General features: G+C 75.5%; 25 protein-coding genes and 1 other RNA gene. 12 read left to right on the top strand and 14 right to left on the bottom strand.

The features are described from left to right. Nucleotides 1-4: 4 nt before the first annotated feature. The 6 genes from AC3WUG_RS10920 to AC3WUG_RS10895 all read right to left on the bottom strand — a co-directional run bounded on the left by AC3WUG_RS10920 (nucleotide 5) and on the right by AC3WUG_RS10895 (nucleotide 8,839). The gene (locus AC3WUG_RS10920; protein WP_492327680.1) at nucleotides 5-1,108 is read right to left on the bottom strand and encodes a hemolysin family protein; all 1,104 of its coding nucleotides are present in this window, start codon (nucleotides 1,106-1,108) and stop codon (nucleotides 5-7) included. Continuing rightward, nucleotides 1,105-2,508: a hemolysin family protein gene (locus tag AC3WUG_RS10915; protein ID WP_492327679.1), complete on the bottom strand. Its 1,404-nt coding sequence runs from the start codon at nucleotides 2,506-2,508 to the stop codon at nucleotides 1,105-1,107. Before AC3WUG_RS10915 ends, AC3WUG_RS10920 begins: the two co-directional genes overlap by 4 nt. 163 nt (nucleotides 2,509-2,671) lie before the next feature. Next, nucleotides 2,672-3,655 (bottom strand): glycosyltransferase family 2 protein, encoded by a 984-nt coding sequence (locus AC3WUG_RS10910; RefSeq protein WP_492327678.1) that lies wholly within the window; start codon nucleotides 3,653-3,655, stop codon nucleotides 2,672-2,674. A gap of 81 nt (nucleotides 3,656-3,736) precedes the next feature. Further along, nucleotides 3,737-6,346 carry a SpoIIE family protein phosphatase gene (locus AC3WUG_RS10905; RefSeq protein WP_492327677.1) on the bottom strand — a complete coding sequence of 870 codons (2,610 nt, stop codon included), beginning with the start codon at nucleotides 6,344-6,346 and terminating at the stop codon, nucleotides 3,737-3,739. A gap of 85 nt (nucleotides 6,347-6,431) precedes the next feature. After that, nucleotides 6,432-7,769 carry an oligosaccharide MFS transporter gene (locus AC3WUG_RS10900; RefSeq protein ID WP_492327676.1) on the bottom strand — a complete coding sequence of 446 codons (1,338 nt, stop codon included), beginning with the start codon at nucleotides 7,767-7,769 and terminating at the stop codon, nucleotides 6,432-6,434. Continuing rightward, nucleotides 7,766-8,839: a glycoside hydrolase family 43 protein gene (locus AC3WUG_RS10895; RefSeq protein WP_492327675.1), complete on the bottom strand. Its 1,074-nt coding sequence runs from the start codon at nucleotides 8,837-8,839 to the stop codon at nucleotides 7,766-7,768. Before AC3WUG_RS10895 ends, AC3WUG_RS10900 begins: the two co-directional genes overlap by 4 nt. 142 nt (nucleotides 8,840-8,981) lie before the next feature. Here AC3WUG_RS10895 and AC3WUG_RS10890 point away from each other — a divergent pair, with 142 nt between their 5' ends. Together AC3WUG_RS10890 and AC3WUG_RS10885 are read left to right on the top strand one after the other, a co-directional pair. After that, entirely contained in the window at nucleotides 8,982-10,184 is a 1,203-nt protein-coding gene (locus AC3WUG_RS10890; protein WP_492327674.1) for an AI-2E family transporter, read from the top strand. 52 nt (nucleotides 10,185-10,236) lie between these two features. Continuing rightward, nucleotides 10,237-10,422 (top strand): hypothetical protein, encoded by a 186-nt coding sequence (locus AC3WUG_RS10885; protein WP_492327673.1) that lies wholly within the window; start codon nucleotides 10,237-10,239, stop codon nucleotides 10,420-10,422. 4 nt (nucleotides 10,423-10,426) lie between these two features. Here AC3WUG_RS10885 and AC3WUG_RS10880 read toward each other — a convergent pair whose 3' ends face one another. Beyond that, the gene (locus tag AC3WUG_RS10880) at nucleotides 10,427-13,543 is read right to left on the bottom strand and encodes a bifunctional [glutamine synthetase] adenylyltransferase/[glutamine synthetase]-adenylyl-L-tyrosine phosphorylase (protein WP_492327672.1); all 3,117 of its coding nucleotides are present in this window, start codon (nucleotides 13,541-13,543) and stop codon (nucleotides 10,427-10,429) included. 155 nt (nucleotides 13,544-13,698) lie between these two features. Then, a complete protein-coding gene (locus tag AC3WUG_RS10875; protein WP_166940874.1) occupies nucleotides 13,699-15,036 on the bottom strand; it encodes a glutamine synthetase family protein in 1,338 nt (445 codons plus the stop codon). 95 nt (nucleotides 15,037-15,131) lie between these two features. Between AC3WUG_RS10875 and AC3WUG_RS10870 the strand changes: the two genes are divergently transcribed. From AC3WUG_RS10870 to AC3WUG_RS10855, 4 genes are all read left to right on the top strand, one after another. Next, a complete protein-coding gene (locus AC3WUG_RS10870; protein WP_492327671.1) occupies nucleotides 15,132-16,868 on the top strand; it encodes an NAD+ synthase in 1,737 nt (578 codons plus the stop codon). Further along, nucleotides 16,868-17,725, top strand: coding sequence for a 3-methyl-2-oxobutanoate hydroxymethyltransferase (panB, locus tag AC3WUG_RS10865; RefSeq protein ID WP_492327670.1), 858 nt, complete (start codon nucleotides 16,868-16,870; stop codon nucleotides 17,723-17,725). The genes AC3WUG_RS10870 and panB overlap by 1 nt, the downstream gene beginning before the upstream one ends. Before the next feature lie 53 nt (nucleotides 17,726-17,778). Then, nucleotides 17,779-18,840: an endonuclease/exonuclease/phosphatase family protein gene (locus AC3WUG_RS10860; RefSeq protein ID WP_492327669.1), complete on the top strand. Its 1,062-nt coding sequence runs from the start codon at nucleotides 17,779-17,781 to the stop codon at nucleotides 18,838-18,840. Between the two features lie 170 nt (nucleotides 18,841-19,010). Next, on the top strand, nucleotides 19,011-19,790 hold the full coding sequence (locus AC3WUG_RS10855; RefSeq protein ID WP_492327668.1) for a M15 family metallopeptidase: 780 nt from the start codon (nucleotides 19,011-19,013) through the stop codon (nucleotides 19,788-19,790). 45 nt (nucleotides 19,791-19,835) lie between these two features. Here AC3WUG_RS10855 and AC3WUG_RS10850 read toward each other — a convergent pair whose 3' ends face one another. Further along, entirely contained in the window at nucleotides 19,836-20,045 is a 210-nt protein-coding gene (locus AC3WUG_RS10850) for an SPOR domain-containing protein (RefSeq protein WP_492327667.1), read from the bottom strand. 33 nt (nucleotides 20,046-20,078) lie between these two features. Here AC3WUG_RS10850 and map point away from each other — a divergent pair, with 33 nt between their 5' ends. The 4 genes from map to AC3WUG_RS10830 all read left to right on the top strand — a co-directional run bounded on the left by map (nucleotide 20,079) and on the right by AC3WUG_RS10830 (nucleotide 22,479). Further along, the gene (map, locus tag AC3WUG_RS10845) at nucleotides 20,079-20,951 is read left to right on the top strand and encodes a type I methionyl aminopeptidase (RefSeq protein ID WP_492327666.1); all 873 of its coding nucleotides are present in this window, start codon (nucleotides 20,079-20,081) and stop codon (nucleotides 20,949-20,951) included. Beyond that, nucleotides 20,948-21,745, top strand: a complete 798-nt coding sequence (gene ppgK / locus AC3WUG_RS10840; RefSeq protein WP_492327665.1) for a polyphosphate--glucose phosphotransferase — start codon at nucleotides 20,948-20,950, stop codon at nucleotides 21,743-21,745. The genes map and ppgK overlap by 4 nt, the downstream gene beginning before the upstream one ends. Nucleotides 21,746-21,776: 31 nt before the next feature. Further along, nucleotides 21,777-22,202, top strand: a complete 426-nt coding sequence (locus AC3WUG_RS10835) for a VOC family protein (RefSeq protein WP_492327664.1) — start codon at nucleotides 21,777-21,779, stop codon at nucleotides 22,200-22,202. A gap of 103 nt (nucleotides 22,203-22,305) precedes the next feature. Next, a complete protein-coding gene (locus AC3WUG_RS10830) occupies nucleotides 22,306-22,479 on the top strand; it encodes a CsbD family protein (protein ID WP_492327663.1) in 174 nt (57 codons plus the stop codon). 68 nt (nucleotides 22,480-22,547) lie between these two features. On the opposite strand, the gene AC3WUG_RS10825 is transcribed toward AC3WUG_RS10830, so the two are convergent. After that, nucleotides 22,548-22,868 carry a hypothetical protein gene (locus AC3WUG_RS10825; protein ID WP_492327662.1) on the bottom strand — a complete coding sequence of 107 codons (321 nt, stop codon included), beginning with the start codon at nucleotides 22,866-22,868 and terminating at the stop codon, nucleotides 22,548-22,550. A gap of 113 nt (nucleotides 22,869-22,981) precedes the next feature. Next, nucleotides 22,982-23,518 (bottom strand): GNAT family N-acetyltransferase, encoded by a 537-nt coding sequence (locus AC3WUG_RS10820; protein ID WP_492327661.1) that lies wholly within the window; start codon nucleotides 23,516-23,518, stop codon nucleotides 22,982-22,984. Between the two features lie 79 nt (nucleotides 23,519-23,597). On the opposite strand from AC3WUG_RS10820, the gene AC3WUG_RS10815 reads away from it, so the two are divergent. Further along, nucleotides 23,598-23,876, top strand: coding sequence for a hypothetical protein (locus AC3WUG_RS10815; RefSeq protein WP_492327660.1), 279 nt, complete (start codon nucleotides 23,598-23,600; stop codon nucleotides 23,874-23,876). Nucleotides 23,877-23,921: 45 nt separating this feature from the next. Here the strand turns inward: AC3WUG_RS10815 and AC3WUG_RS10810 are convergent, their stop codons facing one another. Next, nucleotides 23,922-24,149 carry a hypothetical protein gene (locus tag AC3WUG_RS10810; protein ID WP_492327659.1) on the bottom strand — a complete coding sequence of 76 codons (228 nt, stop codon included), beginning with the start codon at nucleotides 24,147-24,149 and terminating at the stop codon, nucleotides 23,922-23,924. 295 nt (nucleotides 24,150-24,444) lie between these two features. On the opposite strand from AC3WUG_RS10810, the gene AC3WUG_RS10805 reads away from it, so the two are divergent. After that, entirely contained in the window at nucleotides 24,445-24,954 is a 510-nt protein-coding gene (locus AC3WUG_RS10805) for a CAP domain-containing protein (RefSeq protein ID WP_492327658.1), read from the top strand. A 66-nt stretch (nucleotides 24,955-25,020) separates the two neighbouring features. On the opposite strand, the gene rnpB is transcribed toward AC3WUG_RS10805, so the two are convergent. Next, nucleotides 25,021-25,407, bottom strand: an RNA gene (rnpB, locus tag AC3WUG_RS10800) — RNase P RNA component class A. A gap of 18 nt (nucleotides 25,408-25,425) precedes the next feature. Further along, nucleotides 25,426-26,307 carry a hypothetical protein gene (locus tag AC3WUG_RS10795; protein ID WP_492327657.1) on the bottom strand — a complete coding sequence of 294 codons (882 nt, stop codon included), beginning with the start codon at nucleotides 26,305-26,307 and terminating at the stop codon, nucleotides 25,426-25,428. Between the last annotated feature and the right edge of the window lie 53 nt (nucleotides 26,308-26,360).

Raw genomic sequence — 26,360 nt, 5'->3', positions numbered from 1 at the left:
AGATCTACACTCCACGGCCTTCGTCGGCAGCGTCAGATGTGGAGAAGAGACAGGCGCCGGCCCCCGCGCCCGCGCCCGTCGCCCTCGCGCCGGCCGCGGCCGCCTCCGGCGCCGCGAGCGGGAACAGCCGCGCCAGCACGTCCGCCAGCGTCACCACGCCGAGCGTCCGCCCGCCGTCGAGCACCAGCGCGAGGTGCTGCCGCTGCTCGCGCATCTGCGTGAGCGCGCCCGACACCGGCGCGCCGGCATCGAGGCGCAGCACCGGCCGCGCGAGCGCCCCGACGGGCGCGTCGTCCGGGTGGGCGAGGGTGTCGCGCACGTGCACGACGCCGTCGAGCCGGTCGCCGGCGCCGACCAGCACCCGCAGGTGGCCCGAGCCCCGCGTCGCGGCGCGCACGTCCGCCATGGTGGCGTCCGGGGCGACCGCCGTGGGCGCGCCGCCGGCCCGCACCAGGTCCCGCACGGTCAGGGACTGGAGCTCCAGGGCCCCGGTCAGCTGCCGCGAGTACGCCGCGTCGAGCGCGCCCACGTTGGTCGAGTGCTCGACCAGGTGCCGCAGGTCGTCCGGGTTCTGCCCGGTGGCGACCTGGTCGGCCGGCTCGACGCCGACCCGCCGCAGGCACCAGTTCGCCGCCTCGTTGAGCACGCGCAGCAGCGGCCGGGTGAGCCACATGAACGCGCGCATCGGGGTGGCGAGCAGGATCGCGGACGTCTCGGGGTGCGCGATCGCCCACGACTTCGGCGCCATCTCGCCGACGACGAGGTGCAGGAACGTCACGATGATCAGCGCCAGGACGAAGCCGGCGACGTCCGCGAGCCAGAGCGCGACGCCCCAGCCCTCGAACAGCGGCGTCAGCCAGTGGTGCACCGCGGGCTTGGTCACGGCGCCGAGCGCCAGGGTGCACGCCGTGATGCCGAGCTGGGACCCGGCGAGCAGCACGGTGAGCTCGGTCGAGCTGCGCAGCGCGGCCCGGGCGGACCGGCTGCGCGGCGCGGCCTCCTCCAGCCGGTACCGCTTGGCGGCGAGCGCCGCGAACTCCACGGCGACGAAGAACGCCGACAGGGCGATCAGACCGACGGTCACGATCACCACGACGAGCGGGCTCATCGGTTCTCCTCCTGGTCGCGCTCGACGGCGGCGGCGCGCTCGTCCTCGGTGGGCGGCGGGTCGGCGGGCACGGTGACCCGCACCAGCGCCGGGACGTGCCGCTCGATCTCCAGCACGTCCACCCGCATCCACACGGGGTCCGGCTCGCCCGCGTGCGCGAGCTCGCCCGGGTCGCCCGGCAGCAGCAGCACGACGCTGGTCCCGGCCGGGGGCAGGGAGCCGTGCGCCGCGATGACCAGGCCGCCGATGGTCTCCCAGTCGCCGGTGGGCAGGTCGCGCCCGACGGCGCGCTCCACCTCGTCGACGTGCACGTCGCCGGCCATGGTCCACGCGCCGTCGCCCTCGGCGAGGGTCGGGGTGTGCACGCCGGTGTCGTGCTCGTCGGTGATCTCGCCGACCAGCTCCTCGGCCAGGTCCTCGAACGTCAGCACGCCGGCGAAGCCGCCGTACTCGTCCAGCACGCACGCGAGCTGGTTGCGGCCCGCGGCGAGCTGCCGGAGCGCGTCGGGCAGCGCCATCGACGTGGGCACGAGCTCGGGCGCGCGCATGAGGCGCTCGACGGGCTCACCGGGGTCGGCGGCGACCAGGACGTCCTGCAGGTGCACGACGCCCAGCACCTCGTCGTCCGCGGACAGCACCGGGTAGCGCGAGTGGCCGCTGGCCATCTGCTCCCGGACGTCCGCGACGGTGGCGCCGGCGCGCACGACGTCGACCCGCGACCGCGGGATCATCGCGTGCTCGACGTCCTGCTCCGGGAAGTCGAGGATCCGGTCCAGCAGGACGGACAGCTCGCGCGGCAGGTCCCCCGACTCGGCGGACTCGGCGACGATGTGCTCGAGGTCGCGCGCGGTCGCGGAGTGCTCCACGTCGTGCACGGGCTCGATGCGCAGCAGCCGCAGCAGGGCGTTCGACGCGGAGTCGAACACCCGGATCAGCCAGCCGAACACGGTGAGGTACGCGGTGGTCGACCCGGCCAGCCGCACCGCGACGGGCTCGGGGCGGGCGATCGCCAGGTTCTTCGGGAACAGCTCGCCGAACAGCATCTGCACCAACGTCGACAGCAGCAGCGCGAACACGGTGCCCACGGCCACGCCGACCGCCGTGGGCACGCCGACGCCGCCCAGGGCCTCGCCCAGCGCGTCGCCGATCAGCGGCTCCGCCACGTACCCGACCAGGAGGCCGGTCACGGTGATGCCGAGCTGGGCGCCCGACAGCATGAAGGAGGTGCGCCGGGTCACCGACAGCGCGCGGCGCGCGCCGGCGTCGCCGTCGGCGGCCCGGGCGTTCAGCCGCGACCGGTCGACGGCCATGTACGCGAACTCCTGCGCGACGAAGTACCCGGTCGCGGCGGTGATCGCCAGCACGACCAGCACGCCCAGGAGCAGGGACAGCACCCACATCAGATCTCACCCCCCGTCGCCGTCTCGCACGGGCGCAGGGGGTCGGTACTACTGTCGCCGTCCATCTCTCTCCAGGTCGGGGGCACGATCGACAGCCTCAACGCGCCGGGTGCCGCCCGGGTTCCCACCGTCCGCGAGGAATGTTCCCGTGGCGCGACCGGCGTCAGACCCAGTACCCCGACGACGCCGAGTAGGCCCCCTGGTACTGCCCGCGCCGGAGCCGGATGGCGTTCCGCTTGACGTCGTACGCCAGCAGCCGCCACTGCGGCACGGTCCAGCGCCGGGCCACCGAGGCGAGCGCCCGCGCGCGGTCGACGAGCGGCAGCGGCGCCGCGAGCGGCTCGGCCATCATCCGGTAGGCCAGGTACCACTGCGGGAACGCCACCGGCCGCCGGAACGCCGGGTCGTAGCTGCGCACCTGCACGATCGGGTCCGCGCCGACCGCCTTGCTGTTCTGGTTGTCGTGCCGCCGGCACCGGAACAGCGGCTCCGGCACCACGACCCACTCGGCCCGCAGCGCCGACCGGATGCCGAGCACGATGTCCCCGCCGAAGAACCGCGGGTGCCCGCCCATCGCCCGCAGCGCGTCGGTGCGGAGCACGCCGCCCCAGGCGATCGCCTGCCAGGACTGGCGGCGGAGCAGCTGGTCGACCCGCTCGGCGGGGGCCAGGCCGAGGTACTGCAGGTCCTCGTCGTCCATGGAGCCGACGACGTCGCCCGCGGCGTCCACGAGCGTCACCCGCGGGAACGCGATCTCGGCCTCGGGGTGGGCGAGAAGCGCCTCCCGGCAGCGCACCAGGTGCTGCGGCTCCACCACGTCGTCGGCGGCGTTCCAGAGGAACAGCGGGGCGCGGGCCAGGTCGAGGACCCGGTTGAAGTTCCACGGCACGCCCCGGTTCTGCTCCGAGCGCACGTACCGGAACCGCGGGTCGGCCTCGGCGAAGGCGCGGGCGATCTTGCCGGTCTCGTCGGTCGAGCCGTTGTCCGAGACGATCACCTCGATGTCGCGCAGGTCCTGGTCGCGCAGGGCGGTCAGGGCCTCCTCGAGGTAGAGGTCGCCGTTGTAGACCGGGACGCCGACGCTCACGAGGGGCGCGGGGCGGTCGTCGGCCGGCCGCGGGGGCGCGGCGTCGTCGGGCAGCTGCACGGGCGGGCCTCCTCTGACGCACCCGGGCCGACGGCGCTGCCTGCCCGATATGTGACGATTGTCCGGGATGCTACGCCGGATTCACCCGTTCGCGCGCCCGTCCGGGCGAACCGGGTCGCCCCCGTCCTCGTCCTGCAGGCCCAGGTGCACGACCAGCAGCGCGATGTCGTCGTCCGGCGCGTCCCCGGCGGCGCCGCGCGCGAGCACCGCGTCCGCGAGGAACCCGGCGTCGATGGTCGCGGACCCGGTCGCGCGGGCCTGCGCCTCGGGCGCCAGCTCGGCGACGAGCTCGGCCAGGGCGTCGATCCCCTCCTGCAGGTGCGCCCCGCGCCGCTCGACCAGCCCGTCGGTGTAGAGCAGCACCGTCGAGCCGCGCGGCAGCTCGACCTCCGAGTCCGTGCGGGGGCTGCCCGGCGAGACCCCCAGCACCAGCTCCGGCCGGGGCGCGCGCAGCTCGCGCACGGTGCCGTCCGGCGTGACCAGCAGCGGCGGCAGGTGGCCCGCGTTGGTCCACCGGAACCGGGTCGTCCCGGCGGCGCGCTCCTCCGCGGTCTGCTCCAGGCGACCGACGACCGCGGTCGCCATCGCGTCCACCCGCAGCGTGTCGAGCGCCGCGTCGAGGGCGCGCAGCACCGCCGCGGGGCTGTCGCCGGTGGTCGCCGCGATGCCACGGAGCAGGGTGCGGACCTGGCTCATCACGGCCGCCGCGTGCCGGTCGTGGCCCATGACGTCGCCGATGACGACCACCGTCGAGCCGGACGGCTGCAGGAACGCGTCGTACCAGTCGCCGCCGACCTGGGCGGCCCGGGCCGCCGGGACGTACCGGACGGCGACCTCCAGGTCGTCGGGCTGGGCCGGCGCGGACAGCAGCGCGCGCTGCAGGGTCTCGGCCATCCGGCGCTGACCCTCGTACAGCCGCGCGTTGTCGAGCGCGAGCCCGGCCCGGTCGGCCACCTGCACCAGCAGCGCGAGGTCGTCGTCGGTGAGGTCGGGGTGCCCGTCGTCGAGGAACAGCGAGATCGCACCGACCGTCCGCCCCCGGGCGCGCATCGGCACCGCGTACCCCGTGCGCGGCGCGAGCGCGGCGAAGACCTCCCGCGCCTCGCCCGTGAGCAGCGGCAGCACCGCCCCGGTCGCGTCGGGGATGGCCACGGGCTCCCCCGACCGCAGCGCGCGGTGCAGGAACGAGCTCGGCGACAGCGAGCCGAGCCGGAGCTGCGCGTAGCGCGCGACCGCCCGCCGGCGCGCGGGGTCCGCGTGGTAGCCGGCGATGTCCCGCAGGTGCCGGTCCTCGTCCCACAGCGTCACGAGCGCCCAGGAGCCGAAGTGCCGCACCACGTGCCGCGCGAGCCGGCCGACCGCGTACTCGGTGTCCAGCGTGGCGCTCAGGTCCTCGCTGACGGTCGCGAGCAGCGCCAGCCGGCCGGTCGCCGCGTCGGCCGCCGCGAGCGCCGCGGCGCGCTGCTCCTCGAGCCGGCGGCGCGCGGTGATGTCGTGGAAGTACACCGACAGCCCGTCGGGCCCCGGGTGGGCCCGGACCTCGTACCAGCCGTCGAGCGGCGGCGGGTAGTAGGCCTCGAACGACCGCGCCGTCCCCGACTCGGCCGCGCCGCGGTAGTGCTCCTCGAACGCCGAGCCGACCGACAGCGGGAACAGGTCCCAGATCACCCCGCCGAGGAGCTCGCCGCGGGTGCGGCCGAGCACGCGCTCCGCCTCGGCGTTGACGTAGGAGAACCGCCACGCGTCGTCCAGCAGGAAGAACGCGGTCTGCATCGTCTCGAGGACCCGCGCGATCCGCGTGTCGGCCTCGCGCTCGGTGGTCGTGTCGTACGCCGCGCCGAGCACCCGGACCGCGGTCCCGTCCGGGCCGGGCAGCGCCATGCCCTTCGCCTTGACCCACCGGACGGCGCCGGACGGGTGCACCACGCGGTACTCGGCCGTGTACTGCGCGACGCGGTCGATCGCGTCCTGCAGCGCCGCCGCGACGCGCGCGCGGTCGTCGGGGTGCACGCAGGCCTCGAACGCCTCGATGGTGCCGCCGAACGCACCCGGCTCCATGCCGAAGACCGCGTGCAGCCCCTCGTCCCACGCGAGCGTGCCCGTGGCCAGGTCCCAGTCGAAGCTGCCCACCTCGCCCGCGGTCACCGCGAGGTGCCAGCGGACCCGGTCGGCCTCGTACTCGACGGCCAGCGCCGACAGCTCCAGCTCCGCGACGGCCGAGGCGGCCAGGTCCGTGAGCACCAGGACGTCGTCCGTCGACCACGCGCGCACCTGGGCGTCGTACACGCAGAGCGCGCCGACGACGTGGCCGTCCTTGCCGACCAGCGGGACGCCCAGGTACGCGCGCACCCGGCCGTCGGCGACGGCGTCCAGGTCGCGCAGCCGGTGGTCCGCGCGCGCGTCCCCGACCACGAGCGGCTCACCGAGCGAGGCGGTCACCGCGCACACCTGGTCCTGGAGCGGGCTCCGCAGGCCGGTCGCGCCGACCACCGGGCCGGCGTCCGCGGCGGCGCCGGCCCCGGCGGTCGGGACGTCGGCGAGCAGCGAGACCTGGGACGACGGGGCGGCGAGCAGCCGGGAGGCGAGCTGGGCGAGCCGCTCCAGCGCGGGGTTGCCGACCGAGGCCAGCAGCCGCTGCACCGCGGCCCGCGACGACGGCGCCGCCGGGCTCCCCTCGGGATGGTCGGGCACGGGTCCCTCCATCTGTCGCGGCCTGCGTGCAGCATAGGCGAGCGAGGCGGTCCCGCAGCCAGGTCCGGCCGCGGGACCGCCCGGCTCAGGAGGACGCGAGGACGTGCGTCGGCGCGCCGCCGTCCGCCCGGTCCGCCGGCTCCCCCGGCGCCACCCGGTCCCGGTCGTCGGCCATGAGGAACCGCGCCACGAGGGTGACCGCCAGGATCACGCCCGCCATGATCAGGTACGAGTGCGCGAACCCGATCGCCGCGTACGAGGCGCCGAACACCGACGCGAAGATCGCGATGCCGATCTGCTTGGCGAAGTTGAACCCGAGCATGTAGGCCGTCGCGGAGATCCGGACGTCGAACATCCGGGTGATGTACTTCATCACCGACACGAGCAGGAACGGCATCTCGATCGCGGCCAGCAGGCGCCAGGCGATCAGCAGCCACTCGTGCGTGAAGAACGCGGAGCCGAGGACGCGCACGAGCAGGATCGCCGCGAACACCATGAGGCCCTTGCGGGCGCCGATCTTGTTCACGATGAACGGCGCGGCGACCATGAACGCGGCCTCGGCGAAGATCTGCACCGCCACGACCCGGGAGAACAGCACCTCGGGGTCGCCGCTGACGACGAAGGTGGCGAAGTAGTTCGGGAACTGCTGGTCGAACACGTCGTACAGCGCGGCGGTGCCGAACATCAGCACGACGAAGCCGAGGAAGTTCCGGTCGCGGAGCAGCGCGAGCACGGTCTCCTTCGAGACCTTCGTGCCGCCCGACTCGGCGTCCGCCTCGGCGCCGGCGGCCGCGGCTGCCCCGTCGCCCTGCGGCACCCGCGCGACGAACAGCAGCGTGCCCAGCACGATCGCCGACACCGAGCCGGCCCACCAGATGCTGTCCGGGTTCGCGGCCCAGATGAACCCGCCGACCAGCGCCGCGGTGCCGCCGGCGAGCGAGCCGAACAGCCGGGCGTGGCCGTACTCGTAGCCGTTGGCGCGGCTGGCCCGCTCGCTGAACGCCTCCACGACGCCGACGCCCGAGTTCAGGCACAGGCTGAGGAACACGCCGCCGACGACGGCCGCGAGGTACTCGTTCACGCCGATCAGCGGCTGGAACACGAACACGAAGAACGGGCCCATGAACGCCGCGCACAGCACGACGAACGCGAACAGGTACTTCTTGAAGCCGAGCCGGTCCTGCAGGAACCCGTACACCGGCTGGAGCGCCAGCGCGGTGATCGCGGAGACGGTGCTGACGACGCCGATCGCCCCGGTGCCCATGCCCTCGCGGGCGAGCCACAGCGGCAGGAACGTGAACGCGAGCTGCCAGATGGCGAAGTAGAAGAAGAACAGCCCGCCGTAGTTCCAGAACACGCCCCTCTTGAGCGACTCCAGGGCGCTCGGGCGCTGCTCGGCGGCGGGGGTGGTGCTCGTGGTCACTGCGGGTCTCCGGCGGGGCTGAGGACCTCGGTCGAGGTCGGGGTGGGGCGGGTGTCGGGCACGGGCGTGCCCCACACCGGGTTGCCGTCGGCGTCGAACGGCAGGACCTGGGCACGGGCGTGCCGGTTGGGGTCCCGGAGCGGGTCGCCGACGATCTCGGTGTAGGTCCGGGCGTGGTAGACGAGCACCGGGGTGCCGTCGGGCAGCTCGGTGAACGAGTTGTGGCCCGGCCCGTACTGGCCCGCGGCGGGGTCCGAGACGAACACCGGGGTCTCGCTCTTGGTCCAGGACGCCGGGTCCAGCAGGTCGCTGCCCAGGTCCGCGGTGAGCACGCCCATCGCGTAGTCGATGCCGGTCGCGGCGCCCGAGTAGGTGAGGAAGACGCGGCCGCCGCGGACCAGGACCGAGGGGCCCTCGTTGACCCAGAACCCCTTGACCTCCCAGTCGAACTCCGGGCGGGACAGCTCGACCGCCGGCCCGGCCAGCGTCCAGGGGTTCGCCATCGGGGCGATGTACAGGTTGGAGTGGCCGCGCACGTCGAACGCCTGCTGGGCCCAGACCAGGTACTGGGTGCCGTCGATCACCGCGCTGGTCGCGTCGAGGGCGAACGACTCCCACCCGGTGTCGACCTGGCCCCGCTCGACCCACTCCCCCTCGAACGGGTCGGCGGCGGTGTTCTCCAGCACGTAGACCCGGTGGTTGAACGTCTCGGCGGTCCCGGGCACGTCGACCGTCCCGTGCTCGTCCGGGGCCGCGGCGTAGTAGACGTACCAGGCGTCGCCGACGCGGTGGATCTCCGGCGCCCAGATCAGGTGCGACTGCGGGCCGGCGGCGTGCCGCTCCCAGATCGTCACCTCCTCGGCGGCCTGCAGGTCCTCCAGGCGCTCCGCGCGCCGGAGCACGATCCGGTCGTACAGCGGGTGCGACCCCGTGAAGTAGTACTGCCCTCCGTGCCGCAGCACGCAGGGGTCCGCCCGCTGCAGCACGATCGGGTTCACGCCCACGCCGGCGTCCGTCACTGTCGTCTCCTCGTCGAGAGCGCCGGGCTCGTCCCCGGCGGACTTCTCCATCGTTGTATGTTAACGCTCACACAGGCTACGCCCCGCTGTCCAGCCGACCGCCGGGACGCTGGTCCCGGGCGCGTCCCGGACCGGGGCACCGGCCGCCGGTAGCCTGTCCGGCGCACCGTCCGCCGACCACCCGGAGCCCCGCATGCCCGCGCCCGACGACCTCGCCCCGCGCCCGGCGCCCGCCGGCGGCGCCCGGTTCAGCCCGGGTGCCCGCGACTCGCGGATCCCGCCGCGGTGGCTGCCCCGCGCGCTCGCGATGGCCGTGGCCGCGACGTTCGCCGGCATCCTGATCTGGCGTGCCGCGTCGATGCTGGGCAACGTCATCACGATCATCGTGATCTCCTGGTTCGTCGCCCTGGCGATGGAGCCGATGATCCTCTGGCTCGGCCGGCGCGGCGTGAAGCGCCCGCTCGCCACGGGCCTCACGATGATCGGCGCGCTGGTGCTCGGCATCGCGGTGCTCGGCCTGCTGGGCGGGCTGTTCGTCAACCAGCTGGTCGACCTCGTCCAGTCGATCCCCGGCTACTACGCGGACCTGCGGTCGATGGCCGCCGACCGGTTCGACATCGAGCTGCCCCGCACCGACGAGCTGCTCAGCAACGCCGGCGACTACGTCGGCAGCATCGCGCCCGGCGTCATCGGCGTCGGCACCTCCATCGCCGGCGGGCTGTTCACCGCCACCGCCGTGCTGCTGGTCGTCTACTACATGGCCAGCGCCGGCCCGAAGTTCCGCGCCGCCGTGTGCCGCTACCTCGCCCCGCACCGGCAGCGCGAGGTGCTGCGGCTCTGGGAGGTGTCCCAGGACAAGGTCGCCGGGTTCATCAACTCCCGGCTCGTGCTCGCGGCCATCTCCACGGTCGCGACCTGGGCGTTCCTCGCGCTGATCCAGATCCCGTACGCGCTGCCGCTCGCCGTGTTCACCGGCCTGGTGTCGCAGTTCATCCCGACCGTCGGCACCTACATCGGCGGCGCCCTGCCGGTGCTGGTGGCGCTCACCGTGTCGCCCCTGCGGGCCCTGGCGGTGCTGGCGTTCATCATCGGGTACCAGCAGATCGAGAACCTGGTGCTCACGCCGAAGGTGTCCCAGCGGTCGCTGGCGCTGAACCCGGCCGTCGCGTTCCTGTCGGTGATCGCCGCCGGCGCCGTGTTCGGCGCCCTGGGCGCGTTCCTGGCGCTGCCGGTCGTGGCGACCATCCAGGCCGTGCTGTCGACGTACCTGCGCCGGCACGAGCTCGTCGACCCGTCGCTGCTCCAGGAGGAGAACGTCGGCCGGCGCAAGGACGGGGACGACCCCGGCGAGGGCGAGCTCCGGCCCCCGGTCGCGGCCCCGGCCGACCCGGCCTAGCGTCGGGCGCACCGGCGCCACCAGGGCGCCGGCCCCGACCCGAGGAGGACGCGTGACCGACTCGACCGACGACTGGATCCCCGACACCCCCGGCGAGGACCCCGACGCGCCGGACGCCGAGCCCGAGCGGGACCTCGGCGGCGTGGACCGCGGCGACGACGTCGCCCAGGACCTCGAGGAGAACCTCGAGGACGGCGCGATGACGGCGAGCCCGGACCCCCTCGACCCCCCGGACTGACCCCTCAGGCGTAGAAGACGTCCTCGACCGCCTGGCGGGAGCGGCGCGCCGCGCGCAGCCACGCGTCCTCCAGGTCCTGGCCCGAGCCGGACGGGTACCCCAGCACCGCGGCGAGCCCGGTCAGGACCTGGCGGTCGTGCGGCAGGACGTCCGCCGTGCCGCCGGTCCGGCCGGTCCACAGCACCAGCGCGTCCCGGAGCCGCGACGCCAGGTCCCACGCCTCGGCCAGCACCGCCGCGTCGTCCTCGGACAGCAGCCCGGCCTCCCGGGCGGCGGCCAGCGCGTCCAGGGTGGACGTCGTGCGCAGGCCCGGCACCGCGTGCGCGTGCCGGAGCTGCAGCAGCTGGGCGGTCCACTCGACGTCGGCGATCCCGCCGCGGCCGAGCTTGAGGTGCCGCGTGGGGTCGACGCCGCGCGGCAGCCGCTCGGACTCCACCCGGGCCTTGATCCGCCGGACCTCGCGCACGCCGGCGGCGTCCAGCCCGCCCGCGGGGTACCGCAGCGGGTCCGCCAGCGCGACGAACCGCTCCCCCAGCGCCGCGTCGCCCGCCACGGGCCGGGCCCGGAGCAGCGCCTGGCTCTCCCAGACCAGCGACCAGCGGGCGTAGTACTCGGCGTACGCGTCGAACGAGCGCACCAGCGGGCCGTTGCGGCCCTCCGGGCGCAGGTCGGCGTCCACCTCGAGGGCGGGTTCCGGGCCGACCGCGCCGAGCAGCGCGCGCAGCCGGGTCGCGACGCCGGTGGCGAACTCCTGCGCCAGCACCCCGTCTCCCCCCGGCACCGGGTCGTGCACGAACAGCACGTCGGCGTCCGAGGTGTAGCCCATCTCCCGGCCGCCCAGCCGGCCCATCGCGACCACCAGCAGCGCCGTCGGGTCGGCGTCGAGCCCGCGCGCCGCGCGCTCCTCCCACGCCGCCACCCGCAGCGCGCCGGCCAGCAGCACGTCGGCGGTCGCGGTCAGGCTGCGGGACGCCCGGGTGCCGGTGACGACGCCCAGCACGTCGGCGACCGCCGTGCGGGCCAGCTCGCGCCGCCGCAGGGCGCGCAGGGCGGTCGCGGCGGGCACGGGCTCGGTCGCCCGGGTGAGGATCGCGTCCGCCTCGGCGGCGAGCCGGTCCTGGCTGCGCGGCTCCAGCTCGGCGTCGTCGTCCAGCCACGCGACCGACTCGGGCGACCGGGCCAGCGCGTCCGCGACGTACCGGGACGTCGACAGCGCGCGCGCCAGCCGCTCGGCGGCCGTGCCGGAGTCGCGGAGCATCTTGAGGTACCAGTGCGTCCCGCCGAGCGTCTCGGACAGCCGGCGGAACGCGAGCAGCCCGCCGTCGGGATCCGGCCCGTCCGCGAACCAGCCGATCATCACCGGCAGCAGCTGCCGCTGGATCGCCGACCGCCGGGTCACGCCCTCGGTCAGCGCCGCGATGTGCCGGACGGCGCCGGCCGGGTCGCGGTAGCCGACCGCCGCGAGCCGCTCCCGGGCCGCCTCGGGCGCGAGGCTGACCTCCTCGGTGGACAGCTGCGCGGTCGCCGGCAGCAGCGGCCGGTAGAACAGCGCCTCGTGCAGGTCGCGGACCTCGCGCCGCACCTGGCGCCAGCGCTCCAGCAGCCCCTCGGCGCCCTCGGCGCGCATCCCGAGCGACCGGGCGAGCCGGCGCAGGTCGGCCTCGGCGGTCGGCATCAGGTGGGTGCGCCGCAGCCGGTGCAGCTGGATGCGGTGCTCGATCGCCCGCAGGAACCGGTAGCAGACCGCGAGCTGCCCGGCGTGCTCCCGCCCCACGTACCCCGCGGCCGACAGCGCGGCCAGCGCGGTGAGGGTGTTGCCGCTGCGGATCTCCGGGTCGGCCCGGCCGTGCACGAGCTGCAGCAGCTGGACGGTGAACTCCACGTCGCGCAGCCCGCCGACGCCGAGCTTGATCTGCCGGTCCGCCTCCGCGGCGGGCACGTTCCGCTCGACCCGGCGGCGCATCGCCTGCGAGTCGGCGACGAAGTTCTCCCGCCGGACCGCCTGCCAGACCATCGGGTTGGTCGCCTCGACGTACGCCCGGCCGAGCTCCGGGTCGCCGGCGAGCGGCCGGGCCTTGAGCAGCGCCTGGAACTCCCAGGTCTTCGCCCAGCGCTCGTAGTACGACCGGTGCGAGTCGAGCGTGCGGACCAGCGGGCCGTCCTTGCCCTCCGGGCGCAGCGCGGCGTCGACCGGCCACAGCGCGGGCTCGCCGGACGGCGCGGCGCACGCCCGGGCCAGCGCGGTCGCGAGCCGGGTCCCGGCGGCCAGCGCCTCGGCCTCGTCGGCGCCCTCGACCGGCTCGGCGACGTAGACCACGTCCACGTCGCTCACGTAGTTGAGCTCGCGGCCGCCGGTCTTGCCCATGCCGATGACGGCGAGCCGCACCGAGGCGCCGTGGTCGTCGAGCTCGGCGCGGGCCAGGGCCAGCGAGGCCTCCAGCGCGGCGGCGGCCAGGTCGGCGAGGGCGGCGGCGACGCCCGGCAGCCGGGTCAGCGGCTCCCCGGACGTGAGGTCGGTGGCGGCGATCCGCAGCAGCCGGCGCCGGTACGCGCGGCGCATCGCGTCGACGCCGTCCGGCCCGGCCAGGCTCGCCACGGGGACCGCCGCGGCGGGGTCCGCGCCGACCGCCGCGAGCAGCTCGGCCCGCACCTCGCCGACCGGGACGCCCGTGCCCGGGGCGTCGTCCAGCACCACGTCCAGGTGCTCGGGGTGGGCGCTCAGGTCGTCGCCCAGGGCGACGGACGCGCCGACGACCGCGAGCAGCCGGTCCCGCGCCGGGCCGTCCTCCGCGAGCGCGGCGGCGAGCCGGTCGCGGCGCGCGGCGTCGGGCTCCACGGCGCCCGCGATCTTCGCGAGCGACAGCAGGGCCTGGTCGGGGTCGGCGGACTCGGCGAGCGCGGGGACGAGCGCCTCGGACGCGAGCCGCGCGGTGCCCGGGAGCCCGTCCGGCCCGGTCGCGGGGCGCGGCGGGCCGTCGTCCGGGGCGGCGTCCTCGCCGCCCACGAGCCGCAGCAGCGCGGCGTCGGCCAGCAGCCGCTCCGCGCGCGCGACGTCCGCGAACCCCGCGCGGGTCAGCCGACCCGCGAGCGTGCTGCCCCGACCGACCGACGTGCTGCTCACGCGCCCACGCTACCGACCCCGGCGCCCCCGCCGCCCCACGCGCTCCCCACCCCCGCCCTCCAGGACGCCGAGCATGCAGAAGATGCGGGGTTCCCGGCCCGGGAACCCCGCATCTTCTGCGATCTCGACGCGACGGCGACGGTGTCGGCGACGGGTCAGAGCATCGGGAGGAAGCGGCGCAGCTCGTAGGGCGTGACCTGCGAGCGGTACTCCTCCCACTCGCGCTTCTTGTTCTTCAGCACGAAGTCGAACACGTGCTCGCCCAGCGTCTCCGCGACGAGCTCGGACCGCTCCATGACCGCGATGGCGTTCTCCAGCGTGGCCGGCAGCGGCTCGATGCCCAGCGCGCGGCGCTCGGCGTCGGTCAGCTCCCACACGTCGTCGTCGGCGCCCTCGGGCAGCTCGTAGCCCTCCTCGACGCCCTTGAGGCCCGCGGCCAGCAGCACCGCGAACGCCAGGTACGGGTTGGTGGCCGAGTCGACCGCGCGGTACTCGATGCGCGCCGAGTTGGACTTGCCGGGCTTGTACATCGGCACCCGGACGAGCGCGGACCGGTTGTTGTGGCCCCAGCAGATGTACGACGGCGCCTCGGAGCCGCCCCACAGCCGCTTGTAGGAGTTGGTGAACTGGTTCGTCACCGCGGTGATCTCGGCGGCGTGCCTGAGCAGGCCGGCGATGAACGAGCGCGCGGTCTTCGACAGCTCCAGGTGGCCGCCCGGCTCGTGGAAGGCGTTCCGGTCGCCCTCGAACAGCGACAGGTGCGTGTGCATCCCGGAGCCCGGCTGGTCGGCCAGCGGCTTCGGCATGAAGGACGCGAACACGCCCTGCTCCAGCGCGACCTCCTTCACCACGGTGCGGAACGTCATGATGTTGTCCGCGGTGGTCAGGGCGTCGGCGTACCGGAGGTCGATCTCGTTCTGGCCCGGGCCGGCCTCGTGGTGGGAGAACTCCACCGAGATGCCCATGGACTCGAGCATGGTGATCGCGGCGCGCCGGAAGTCGTGCGCGGTGCCGCGCGGCACGTGGTCGAAGTAGCCGCCCTGGTCGACGGGGACCAGCGGCTGCGTCGGGTCGGCCGGGGCGTCGAACAGGTAGAACTCGACCTCGGGGTGCGTGTAGAAGGTGAAGCCCTTCTCGCTCGCCCGGGCCAGCGCGCGCTTGAGCACGTTGCGGCTGTCCGCCAGCGACGGCTCGCCCTCGGGGGTGAGGATGTCGCAGAACATCCGCGCGGTCCCGTGCCGCTCCCCGCGCCAGGGCAGCACCTGGAACGTCGTCGGGTCGGGCTTGGCGATCATGTCCGCCTCGTACACCCGGGTCAGGCCCTCGATCGAGGAGCCGTCGAACCCGATGCCCTCCGAGAAGGCCGCCTCGAGCTCCGCCGGCGCGACGGCGACGGACTTCAGCGTCCCCAGCACGTCGGTGAACCAGAGCCGGATGAAACGGATGTCGCGCTCCTCCACGGTGCGGAGGACGAACTCCTGCTGCCTGTCCATGGGGGACATCCTGCCTGATCCGTGTGTCGGCGAGGTGACGCACGCGCCGGGCCTCGTCGCGCCGGGGCCCTCCCGGCCGGAATAGGCTCACCGGTATGCCTGACCAGACCGGACTCCGCGTCGCCCTCGCCCAGATCGACACCTGCGTGGGCGACCTCGCCGGCAACGCCGACGCCGTCCTCACCTGGGCCCGGAAGGCCGCCGAGGCCGGCGCGCACGTGGTGGCGTTCCCCGAGATGACGATCACCGGCTACCCGATCGAGGACCTGGCGCTGCGCGCCTCGTTCCGCCGCGGCGCCGAGCGGGCCCTCGCCGACCTGGCCCGGGCCCTCGACGACGCCGGCCTGGGTGACCTCACCGTGGTCGTCGGGACCGTCGGCGAGCGGACGTCGCGCGAGCACGCCGACGCCCCGGCGCGGCCCACCAACCAGGCCGTGGTGCTGCGCGGCGGGACCGTGCACCAGCGGTACGACAAGCACCACCTGCCCAACTACGGCGTGTTCGACGAGTTCCGCATCTTCACCCCGGGCGGCGAGCCCACCGTCGTCGACGTCGCGGGGCGCCGGGTCGGGCTGCTCATCTGCGAGGACATCTGGCAGGACGGCCCGGTCGCCGAGCTCTCCGACGACGACATCGACCTGCTGCTCGTCATCAACGGCTCGCCGTTCGAGGAGGGCAAGGGCCACATCCGCACCGACCTGGCCGCGCGCCGGGCCGCCGAGGTCGCCGCGCCGCTCGCCTACGTGAACATGGTCGGCGGCCAGGACGACCTGGTGTTCGACGGCGGCTCGTTCGTCATCGGGCCGGACGGGACGCTGCTCGCGTCGGCGCCGCAGTTCGTCGAGCACCTGCTGGTCTGGGACCTGCCGTCCCGCGGGGCGGCCCTCGAGCGCGGCACGACCGCCCAGCCGCTCGACCCGGACGAGGAGATCTACCGCGCGCTCGTCACCGGCCTGGCCGGCTACGTCCGCAAGAACGGCTTCCGGTCCGTCGTCCTCGGCATGTCCGGCGGCATCGACTCCGCGCTGGTGGCCGCGATCGCGGCGGACGCGATCGGCGGCGACAAGGTGGTGGGCGTGTCGATGCCGTCCCGCTGGTCGTCCGACCACTCGAAGGACGACGCGGCCGACCTCGCGAAGCGGGTCGGCGCCGACTACCGGGTGCAGGCCATCAAGCCGATGGTCGACGCGTTCGAGGGCGAGATGGCGCTCGACGGCGTCGCCGCGGAGAACCTGCAGGCGCGCGTGCGCGGCGTGATCCTCATGGCGCTGTCCAACGCCGAGGGCCACCTGGTGCTCGCGACCGGCAACAAGACCGAGCTCGCGGTCGGCTACTCGACCATCTACGGCGACGCCGTCGGCGGGTACGCCCCGCTCAAGGACGTCGACAAGTCGCGGGTGTGGGCGCTGGCGCGCTGGCGGAACGACCACGCCCTCGACGCCGGCCAGATCCGGCCGATCCCGGAGAACTCGATCACCAAGCCCCCGTCGGCGGAGCTCCGCCCGGGCCAGGTCGACCAGGACTCCCTGCCGCCCTACGACCTGCTCGACCAGGTGCTGGACGCGTACGTCGAGCACGCCGAGGGCCGCGCCGAGCTGCTGGCCCGCGGCTTCGACCCGGAGATCGTCGACCGGGTGCTGCAGCTCGTCGACCGCGCCGAGTGGAAGCGGCGGCAGTACCCGCTGGGTCCCAAGGTCACGGCGCTGGCGTTCGGCCGGGACCGTAGGCTGCCGATCACCACGCGCTGGCGCGAGCCCGTGGACACCGCCGCCTCGGCGGGGACCACCGCGCGTGCGACCGGCACGACCACCGACACCGTGGAGCAGCACTGATGTCCGAGCAGCCGACCCCGGCAGCCACCCCCGGCACCCCCGCCCCGACCGCGGCCCCGCGGCGCGTCCGGGTGCACCACCTCGCCGAGGCGAAGGCCCGCGGCGAGAAGCTGACGATGCTCACCGCGTACGACTTCGCGACGGCGCGCATCTTCGACGAGGCGGGCATCGACCTGCTGCTCGTCGGCGACTCCATCGGCAACACCATGCTCGGCCACGCCTCGCCGATCCCGGTCACGGTCGACGAGATGATCCCGCCGACCCGCGCCGTCGTGCGCGCCGCCCGCCGGGCGCTGGTCGTCGCCGACCTGCCGTTCGGCTCCTACGAGACCGGCCCGGCGCAGGCCCTCGCCACCGCGGTGCGGTACCTCAAGGAGGCCGGCGCGCACGCCGTGAAGTTCGAGGGCGGCATGCGGGTGGCCCCGCAGATCCGCGCGCTCACCGACGCCGGCATCCCGGTCGTCGGCCACCTCGGCTTCACCCCGCAGTCCGAGAACACCCTCGGCGGGCACCGGGTGCAGGGCCGCGGCGACGAGGCGGCCGAGCGGCTCGCCGAGGACGCCCTCGCCGTGCAGGAGGCGGGCGCGGTCGCGGTCGTCCTCGAGATGGTGCCGGCGCCGGTCGCCGCGCGGGTCACCGAGATCCTGCGCATCCCGACGATCGGCATCGGTGCCGGCGCCGAGTGCGACGGCCAGGTGCTGGTCTGGACCGACATGGCCGGCATGGGCGCGTGGTCGCCGCGGTTCGCCAAGGCGTTCGCGCCGGTCGGCCAGCTGCTCGGCGAGGCCGCCCGCGCGTACGCCGCCGAGGTGCGCGGCGGGCAGTGGCCCGACGCCGAGCACTCGTTCCTCAGCTGACCGCGTCGCCGACGGCCGGCGGCGGCCGCACGCGGGGGTCCCGGGTCCGGGCGGTGCTCGCCGTCGGCGTCCTGGTGCTCGCCGCGGCGGCCGTCGTCGTCCTGGTCGCCCCCGACCGCCTGGGTCTGGCGGACCGGACGCCGGTCGCCCAGCTCGTCGCGCTGCGCGGGCTCGTCGCGTGCCTGCTGGTCGGCGGGGGCCTGCTGCTGGTGGGTGCCGTCGAGGCCTGGCGCCGCGTCGCCGGCCGCGCGGGGCTGCGCCGGCCCGGCCGGCGGCTGCCGCTGGCCCTGGCCGCCGTCCTGGCGCTGGGCGCCGCCGCGCAGGCCGCGGTGCTCGTCGGTCGCGGCGTGGACGGCTCGGGCCCGGGCCCCGCCGCCCAGGACGAGCTCGTGGTGCTCTCGTTCAACACCTTCGGCGTCGTCCGCCCCGACGACCTCACCGCGCTCGTCCAGCAGCAGGACGCCGACCTCGTGGTCCTCGCCGAGACCTCCGGGTCGACCGCCCGCGCCGTGGCCCGCGCGCTGACCGCCGCCGGCCGCCCGACCACCGCCCTCGCCGCCGACTCCGAGAGCAGCCGCGTCGACGGCGTGGCCCTCCTGGTCCGGGACGCGCTCGGCGGGTACGCGCAGTCGTCGGCGGGCCTGCCCGCCACCGAGCTGGGCACCTTCGCCGCCGTGCGCGCCGGCGACGCGCCCGCCGCGGACGCCGGGGTCGAGGCGGACGGGCGCCCGGCGACGGCACCCGCGCCCGACGTCGTGGTCGCGGCCCACACCCGCGCGCCCTCCGCGGAGTCGTCGATGCCCGACTGGCGGGCGCACGCGGCGGGGATCGCGGAGGTCTGCCGGAGCACGCCCGGCGCGATCGTCGCCGGCGACCTGAACGCCACCCTCGACCACCCCGGCCTGGACGACCTGGGCCCGTGCGTCGACGCGGCGGCCGAGACCGGTGCGGCCGGCCTGGGGACGTGGCCGGCGGACGTCCCGCGCGTGCTCGCGGCGCCCATCGACCACGTGCTGGTCGACGGGCGCGCGTGGCGGGTGACGGCGTTCGGCGTGCTGGACCGCGTCGGCGCGAGCGACCACCGCCCGGTGGTCGCGCACCTCGCGCGCCGCTGACCTGGCCGCCCGGGCACCGCCGGGCCGCGCCGCGCCACCCCACGCGGTCCCGCTCCGGCCACACGGTCCCGCTCCGGCCCACACGGTCCCGCTCCGCCGACGCCGCCGCGCGCCCTCCGGCGTCGCGCGTGCTGCACCCCGTCGGCCTCCCGGACCCCTACCCTCGTGGCATGCGCCGCGACCCCGCCGTCCAGCAGCCGGCCGCGGCGCGCTCCACGTCCCCGTCGGCGTCCGCCGCCCCACGGTCGTCGGCACCCCGGTCGGCGACGCCCCGCGGGCCGCGCCCGCCCGCACGGCGGTCCCGGCTGCGCCTGACCCGGCGCGGCGTGGTGGTGCTCGGCGTCGGCGCGGCGCTCGTGCTGGCCCTCGTCGTGACGCTGGTCGTCGCCGTCGTCCGGCTCCTGGGCGGACCGGCGTCCGCCGCCGGACCGGACCCGGTGCCGGTCGCCGTGGTCGACGCCTCGTGCGTCCCCGACGCCACGACCTCGCAGAACTGCTGGCCCGCGTTCGACGACGGCGCCGACCCGCAGCTCGAGATCTCGCCGTGGGTCACCGGCCGGCTCCGCGGCGGGGACGTCCGGTTCCTGCTCGAGCATGTGGCGGCGCGGTTCGACGCCGAGGTCGAACCGGTCGACCCCGCCAGCTCGTGGGGCTGGGGCTACCGCACGGTGCGCGGCGAGGAGGACGAGGCCGGCGACGGGCTGTCCAACCACGCCTCCGGCACCTCGATCGACCTCAACGCGACCGAGCACCCGCTCGGCGCGCGGGACACGTTCGACGACGACCAGGTCGCGGCGATCCGCGCGATCCTCGCCGAGGTGCACCCCGCGGTCGCGTGGGGCGGCGACTTCGACGGGCGCCGCGACGAGATGCACTTCGAGATCGTCGGCTCCCCCGAGGTCGTCGCCGAGGTGGCCGCCCGCCTGCGCGGCGAGGCGCCGGCGGGCTGACCGCGGCGGCGGACCGGCCAGGCCCGGCCAGGTCCCCGGCGGACCTCAGCGGTCCCGGCGGTCCTCCTCGTCCCACGCCTCGGTGCGGGAGCGGGCCTTCTCCAGCGCGTGCTGCGCCGCCTCGCGCGTCGGGTACGGGCCCAGCAGGTGCGACCAGGTCGACTGCTTGCCCTGCTCGACCTGCCCGGTCTCGGTGTTGTAGTAGAACTCGTCGGCCACGGGTCCGTCCTCCTCGTCCTGGGCCGTCCGGCTCACCCGGCACGACCGCTTCTTCGTAGACTGCCAGGCATGACGTCCGTGCACGCGCCGAGGCCGGCGCTGGTCCCGGGCACCGTGAGCCCCCGGCGACCGGTCCCCGCCTCGATCCCCCGCCCCGAGTACGTCGACCGGCCCGCGCCGACCCCGTACACCGGCAGCGACGTCGTCGCCCCCGAGGTCGTCGAGCGGATCCGCGTGTCCGCGCGGATCGCGGCGCAGGCGCTGCAGGAGGTCGGCCGGCACGTCGCCCCCGGCGTCACGACGGACGAGCTCGACCGCATCGGCCACGAGTTCCTGCTCGACCACCACGCGTACCCGTCGACGCTCGGCTACCGGGGCTTCCCGAAGTCGGTCTGCACCTCGGTGAACGAGGTCGTCTGCCACGGCATCCCCGACTCGACGGTGCTCGAGGACGGCGACATCGTCAACCTCGACATCACCGCCTACGTCGACGGCGTGCACGGCGACAACAACGCCACGTTCCTGTGCGGCGACGTCGACGAGGAGTCCCGGCTGCTCGTCGAGCGGACCGAGGAGGCGCTGGCGCGCGCCATCAAGGCGGTGCGGCCCGGCCGCGAGGTCAACGTCATCGGGCGCGTGATCGAGAAGTACGCCGCCCGGTTCGGGTACGGCGTGGTGCGGGACTACACCGGCCACGGCGTCGGCGAGGCGTTCCACACCGGGCTGGTCATCCCGCACTACGACGCGGCCCCGCTGTACGACCGGGTCATCGAGCCCGGGATGGTGTTCACGATCGAGCCGATGCTCAACCTGGGCACCGCCGACTGGACGACGTGGGACGACGGGTGGACCGTGGTCACCGCGGACCTGCGCCGCAGCGCGCAGTTCGAGCACACCCTGCTGGTCACCGACACCGGAGCGGAGATCCTCACACTCCCATGAGCAACCACCACGGCAAGAACGCGACGACGGCGTTCGGCATCGACATCGGCGGGTCCGGCATCAAGGGCGCGCCGGTCGACCTGGCGACGGGCGAGTTCGCGGCCGAGCGCGTCCGCATCCCCACCCCCCAGCCGGCCACCCCCGCCGCGGTCGCGGAGACGGTCGTCGAGCTGGTCAAGCGGTTCGACCTGCCCGAGGACGCCGCCATCGGCGTGACGTTCCCCGCGGTCGTCCAGCACGGCGTCGCGCGGTCCGCCGCGAACGTCGACGGCTCGTGGATCGGCACCAACATCGAGCACGTCCTGGGCGACGCGCTCGGCCGGCCGGTGCTCGCGGTCAACGACGCCGACGCCGCCGGGTACGCCGAGACCCTGTACGGCGCCGCGCGGTCGACCTCCGGCGTCACCTTCATCTGCACGCTCGGCACCGGCATCGGCACCGCGATCGTCGCCGACGGCGTCCTGGTGCCGAACCTCGAGCTCGGGCACCTGGAGATCGACGGCCACGACGCCGAGTCGCGCGCCGCCGACTCGGCGCGCGAGCGCGAGGACCTCGACTTCCCGCAGTGGGCCGAGCGGCTCCAGCGGTACTTCGGCGTCATCGAGGACCTGTTCTGGCCGGACCTCATCGTCGTCGGCGGCGGCGTGTCGAAGCACCACGAGAAGTTCCTCCCGCTGCTGCACCTGCGCGCGCCGATCGTGCCCGCGCAGCTGCGGAACGCGGCCGGCATCGTCGGCGCCGCGGCGCTGGCCGCTCGGGCCGGCACCCCCGTCGCGGGGGTCAAGGGCGACTGACGACGGGGCCCGGGGGACCTACCGTCACGCCATGGGACTCGCCGTGGCGCAGCTGTGCGTCGACTCGCACGACCCCACGTCGCTCGCCCGCTGGTGGGCCGACGTGCTGGGCTGGCGCGTCGTCGAGGAGGACGACGACGAGGTCGACCTGGAGCCACCGCCCGGCGTCGCCGCGTCGCCCTGGCTGTTCCTGCGGGTGCCCGACGCCAAGCGCGTGAAGAACCGGCTGCACGTCGACGTGCGCCCGCCGGACGGCTCCGACCAGGCCACCGAGCTCGAGCGGCTGCTCGCCCTCGGCGCGGTGCAGGTGGACGTGGGGCAGGGCCCCGACGCGACCTGGCACGTGCTCGCCGACCCCGAGGGCAACGAGTTCTGCCTGCTCCGGTCGACCCCGTCCGAGCTCGCGGCGCTGCTCGCGGCGGAGGCGGGCGGGACCGCGGAGGTCCCCGCACCCTGACCTGGGGGTTCGCCCTCCGCCGATCGGGTCGTTCCGGATGCGGCGGTGCGCGGCCGGGCTTAGCGTCGGGAGCACGACGTACCGGTCCGAAGAAGGAGGACGTATGGGACTCGACGACAAGATCGCCAACGCCGCTGAGAAGGCTGCCGGCAAGGCCAAGGAGGCCACCGGGCGCGCCTCGGACGACGAGCGCCTCGAGGCCGAGGGTCGCGCCGACCAGTCGAAGGCGGACCTCAAGGGCGCCGGCGAGAAGGTCAAGGACGCGTTCAAGCACTGAGCCGCCGGCTCGCGCGCCCCGTCCCGGCCACCGGGGCGGGGCGCGCTGCTGCGCGGGGGCCGGGCCGGCTAGGCGGGCGGCGGTGTGGGCCGGACGGTCGCACGGAACCGCGCGCCGCCGCCGCGGGTGGTGACCGGCTCCCACTCCCCCGAGCGTGCGAGCCCGACGACGTCCAGGTGCACCTGCGCGATGTCGGCCAGCGGCAGGGGGAAGTCCGGCGACGTGGTCCGGCTCTCCGCGAGGGGCACGCCGCCGTCGTCCAGCAGCGTGAGCGTCCAGGTGAGCGCGTCCGTCCCCGCGGGCACGGGCGAGTGCACGTCGACGTACCGCGCGAGCGCGGCCTCCGGGCCGCTGAGCGCGGCGATCCGGGGCAGGCGTCGACGTGTCATCCAGGCCCCCTGCGTCGTGCGCGGGGCCGTCGTCCCCGGCCCCGTGGCCAGCCTGGGGCCTCAACCTGCTTTTGACCAGGACCTCCGTCCCTGGTGCCGCCGCCGTCCGGGTGTCAGAAGCGCCGCTCCAGCAGCACGACGTCGCGCCACTCCCCGGCGAGCGGACCGTGCGTCATCCGGGCGATCCGCTCCCGCCGGCCCACCACCCGGAACCCCGCCGCGGCGTGCAGGGCCAGGCTGCCGGCGTTCTCCGGGAACACGGTCGACTGGACCGTCCACACCCCGCCGGCCTCGGCCGACGCGAGCAGGGCGTCCATGAGCGCACGCCCGACCCCGCGGCCGCGGGCGGCGGCACCGACGTACAGCGACGCCTCGACGACGCCGGCGTACACCGCCCGCCGGGACACCGGGGAGGCGGCGACCCAGCCGAGGACGGGGGCGTCGGGGCCGGGGGGTGCGTCGGGGGCGGCGTCCAGCGCGACGAAGCGGTGCCCCGGCAGGTGGGACGCGTCGAAGTCCGCCCACGCCGGGGCGGCGCTCTCGAACGTCGCGTGCCCGGTCGCGATCCCCTCGGCGAACACCGCCAGCACCCCCTCGGCGTGCGCGGCGGTCATCGGGCGGACGGTCACGGCGGGCTGCACGCCGGCCATTCTCGCCCCGCGCGGGCGGTGGGTGACATCACCCACGACCACCCGCGCGTCGGCGAGGGCGACGGCGCACACTGCCGTGGTGAACCTCGCGCAGACGGTCCCGGGCGGCCTGTCCCGGCTGCGCGCCGCCGTCCCCCTGCTGAACGCGCGGCCGGTGCCGCCCGGCGTGCACCACGACGTCGACCGCCCGATCCCCGTCACCGTGACCCTCCGGTGGGAGTCCGGCACCGAGCCGCTCGACACCGTGGCCGTCGAGTGGACCGCGACGCTGGTACGGGTGCGCATCGTCGACCTGCGGGTGATGACCGGGGCGGTCTGGGTCCCGGCCGCGGACGTGCGCCGGCGGGCGTGCGGGTAGCCGGGTCGGGACCGACGGGCCGGCCCCGACCGGGCGGCGAGCGCCTCAGGCCAGGCGCTCGACCCTGACCGCGGCGTGGTGCTCGCGCGGTGAGCCCGGGCGGGCGCCCCACGACACGACGCCCTGCGCGACGGCGCCGACCTCGGACGGCACCGCGCCCATGTAGTGCGCCCTCGGGTCGTGGGTGAGCCGCTCCGCGAGCTCGGTGAGGCTGCGGCTGTCGGCGGCCTCGTCGGCCGCGAGCCGGGTCATCCTGAAGCGTGCGTCGGTCATGACGGGCCCCCTCGCCGGTCTGGTCCTCCCAGGGTACGAGCGGGGTCGCGCACGCGCGGCGGCCGGGAGCGCGAACGGCGCATACCGGGCCAATCGCGACATAGGCCATGTTGTGTCAGGCATCATGCACGGACTTTCACGGTCGCCTCGGACCGGGCGGCCACCTGCGCCGACGGCTTCCGCGCGGGGGTCGGCGCCGCGCCCCGGCGCGACTCCCCGGGCCGTCCGTGCCTACGGTCGAGGCGATCGGAAGCACCCGGATCGACGCACCCACGAGGAGTCCAGGAGGAGTCCCATGACCCAGCGCCTGTGGATCACCAGCACCGTCACGGCCGGCCTGCTGCTCGGCGGCACCGCGCCCGCGCTGGCCGCCGACGCACCCGCCACCGCCGGCACCACGACGACGCCCACCGCGGCGGTCGTGCCGCTCGCGGCCGCGGACGTCGCGGCGGCCGAGCAGGCGATCCTCGACCGCACGAACGCGCTGCGGGCGAGCGAGGGCAGGCCGTCGCTCGTGCGCAACGCCCAGATCGACGCCGTCGCGGCGGCCTGGGCCGAGCACATGGCGACGACCGGCCAGCTCCAGCACAACCCGGACTTCTTCGGGCAGATCCCGCCGGGCTGGCGCACCGCCGGGGAGAACATCGCGATGAACTCGTACGACCCGGTCGCGCTGGTGACGCAGTGGGAGAGCTCGCCGCCGCACCGCGCCAACCTGGTGAACCCGGCGTTCGACCAGATCGGCATCGGCGTGGTCGAGCGGGGCGGGCTGTACTACGGGGTCCAGGTGTTCGGCGGGTACTGATCCCGCTCTCGCGCTGACCCGAGCACGCGACGGAGCCCCGGCCGGACCGGCCGGGGCTCTCTCGTGCGGATGAGCTGGCCGGTACGCCGGGTTCTGTCCCCGCGCGCGGTTACCCCCGCGCGGGTGGCGACCATCCATCTACGACGCACGTTGCCGTACGCCTCCAGCGGCCTACCCGGGAGCTCGGACGAGCAGCCCTCGAACGCTCCCTGTCTGGCCTTGCTCCGGGTGGGGTTTACCGAGCCGTGCCGGTCGCCCGGCACGCTGGTGGTCTCTTACACCACCGTTTCACCCTTACCACCGTCCGGCCCGAGGGCCGTGCGGTGGCGGTCTGCTTTCTGTGGCACTGTCCCGCGGGTCACCCCGGGTGGGCGTTACCCACCACCCTGCCCTGTGGAGCCCGGACGTTCCTCGGCGAGCCCGGGGGCTCGACGCGGTCGCCTGGCCAGCTCATCCGCGCCGGCCAGCCTACTACGCCCCCGCGCGCCGCCCGCGCTCCCCCGCCTCGCCGACCGGCTCCGTCAACCGGTAGTGCAGCCGCAGCACCGGGAGGACGCCGAGGCGCAGGTCGTGGTCGGTGCGCAGCACCCCCTCGTCGTCGAGGAGGACGTGGAACCGCTCGTGCACCGGGACGCGCCGCGCCCAGCACCCGCCGGGCCGGTCGACGACGAGGTACGCGCCGGGGTCGCCCCAGCCGCCGGCGCCCGACGTCAGCACGAGGCCGCCGCGCGCCGTGGCCGTCGGCCGGAGGAGCACGACCAAGCGCCCGCGCGGCAGCGGGAACGTGACGCGGACGGCGGGCTCGCCGGAGCCGGGCAGCCGCACGACGCCGTACAGGCCGCTGAACACGATCCGGCCGGTCGCTCGCAGTCGGCGGAGCCAAAGCGCGCCGACCTGGGCGCCGTCCCGGACCAGGGGCGTGACCGCGCTCGACATGCCGTGCGCGAGGTCGAGCGACCGCGTGGGCAGGGCGAGCTGGTCCAGCCGCCGGGCGAACAGCGCCGCGACCGCCCAGCCGAACGGCCACGCCCACGGCGCCCACCCGACCCAGGCGTCCAGCCGCCAGGCCGAGGTGCGCTCGTAGAACCGGCGCACCGGGGCGGCGAGCGCGTCGGCGGCGAAGTCCGCGCGGTCGAGGTCCGCCATCGACCCGAGCAGGCCGCTCGCGCCCGCGCCCCCGATCGCGCCCACCGCCGCGCCCAGCCGCGCCGCCTCGTCCGGCAGCCACGCGTCGCCGACCCGGTCGACGTCCCCGACCGGTCCCTGGAGCCACGGCGTCGCCGCCAGGTCGACCCGCCGCCCGGTCGCCCGCACCCAGAGCCGCGTCGCCCCGTCCATCCCCCGCGTCAGCACCCGGCGATGGTCGCACCCCGCCGGCCACCCGCGCGGGAGATCCGGGCCGGGAC

The sequence above is a fragment of the Cellulomonas sp. EB106-03-03-XG116 genome (genome assembly GCF_058792015.1).
Note: the sequence above shows the minus strand (reverse complement) of the source record. Positions and strands in the feature narration are given on the sequence as shown.

What these genes read in the sequence shown, in the direction of transcription:
- AC3WUG_RS10920 (WP_492327680.1), bottom strand. Translation starts at nt 1,108, where the DNA reads ATGAGCCCGCTCGTCGTGGTGATCGTGACCGTCGGTCTGATCGCCCTG.
- AC3WUG_RS10915 (WP_492327679.1), bottom strand. Translation starts at nt 2,508, where the DNA reads ATGTGGGTGCTGTCCCTGCTCCTGGGCGTGCTGGTCGTGCTGGCGATC.
- AC3WUG_RS10895 (WP_492327675.1), bottom strand. Translation starts at nt 8,839, where the DNA reads ATGGAGAAGTCCGCCGGGGACGAGCCCGGCGCTCTCGACGAGGAGACG.
- AC3WUG_RS10890 (WP_492327674.1), top strand. Translation starts at nt 8,982, where the DNA reads ATGCCCGCGCCCGACGACCTCGCCCCGCGCCCGGCGCCCGCCGGCGGC.
- AC3WUG_RS10875 (WP_166940874.1), bottom strand. Translation starts at nt 15,036, where the DNA reads ATGGACAGGCAGCAGGAGTTCGTCCTCCGCACCGTGGAGGAGCGCGAC.
- AC3WUG_RS10870 (WP_492327671.1), top strand. Translation starts at nt 15,132, where the DNA reads ATGCCTGACCAGACCGGACTCCGCGTCGCCCTCGCCCAGATCGACACC.
- panB (WP_492327670.1), top strand. Translation starts at nt 16,868, where the DNA reads ATGTCCGAGCAGCCGACCCCGGCAGCCACCCCCGGCACCCCCGCCCCG.
- AC3WUG_RS10855 (WP_492327668.1), top strand. Translation starts at nt 19,011, where the DNA reads ATGCGCCGCGACCCCGCCGTCCAGCAGCCGGCCGCGGCGCGCTCCACG.
- map (WP_492327666.1), top strand. Translation starts at nt 20,079, where the DNA reads ATGACGTCCGTGCACGCGCCGAGGCCGGCGCTGGTCCCGGGCACCGTG.
- ppgK (WP_492327665.1), top strand. Translation starts at nt 20,948, where the DNA reads ATGAGCAACCACCACGGCAAGAACGCGACGACGGCGTTCGGCATCGAC.
- AC3WUG_RS10835 (WP_492327664.1), top strand. Translation starts at nt 21,777, where the DNA reads ATGGGACTCGCCGTGGCGCAGCTGTGCGTCGACTCGCACGACCCCACG.
- AC3WUG_RS10830 (WP_492327663.1), top strand. Translation starts at nt 22,306, where the DNA reads ATGGGACTCGACGACAAGATCGCCAACGCCGCTGAGAAGGCTGCCGGC.
- AC3WUG_RS10825 (WP_492327662.1), bottom strand. Translation starts at nt 22,868, where the DNA reads ATGACACGTCGACGCCTGCCCCGGATCGCCGCGCTCAGCGGCCCGGAG.
- AC3WUG_RS10820 (WP_492327661.1), bottom strand. Translation starts at nt 23,518, where the DNA reads ATGGCCGGCGTGCAGCCCGCCGTGACCGTCCGCCCGATGACCGCCGCG.
- AC3WUG_RS10810 (WP_492327659.1), bottom strand. Translation starts at nt 24,149, where the DNA reads ATGACCGACGCACGCTTCAGGATGACCCGGCTCGCGGCCGACGAGGCC.
- AC3WUG_RS10805 (WP_492327658.1), top strand. Translation starts at nt 24,445, where the DNA reads ATGACCCAGCGCCTGTGGATCACCAGCACCGTCACGGCCGGCCTGCTG.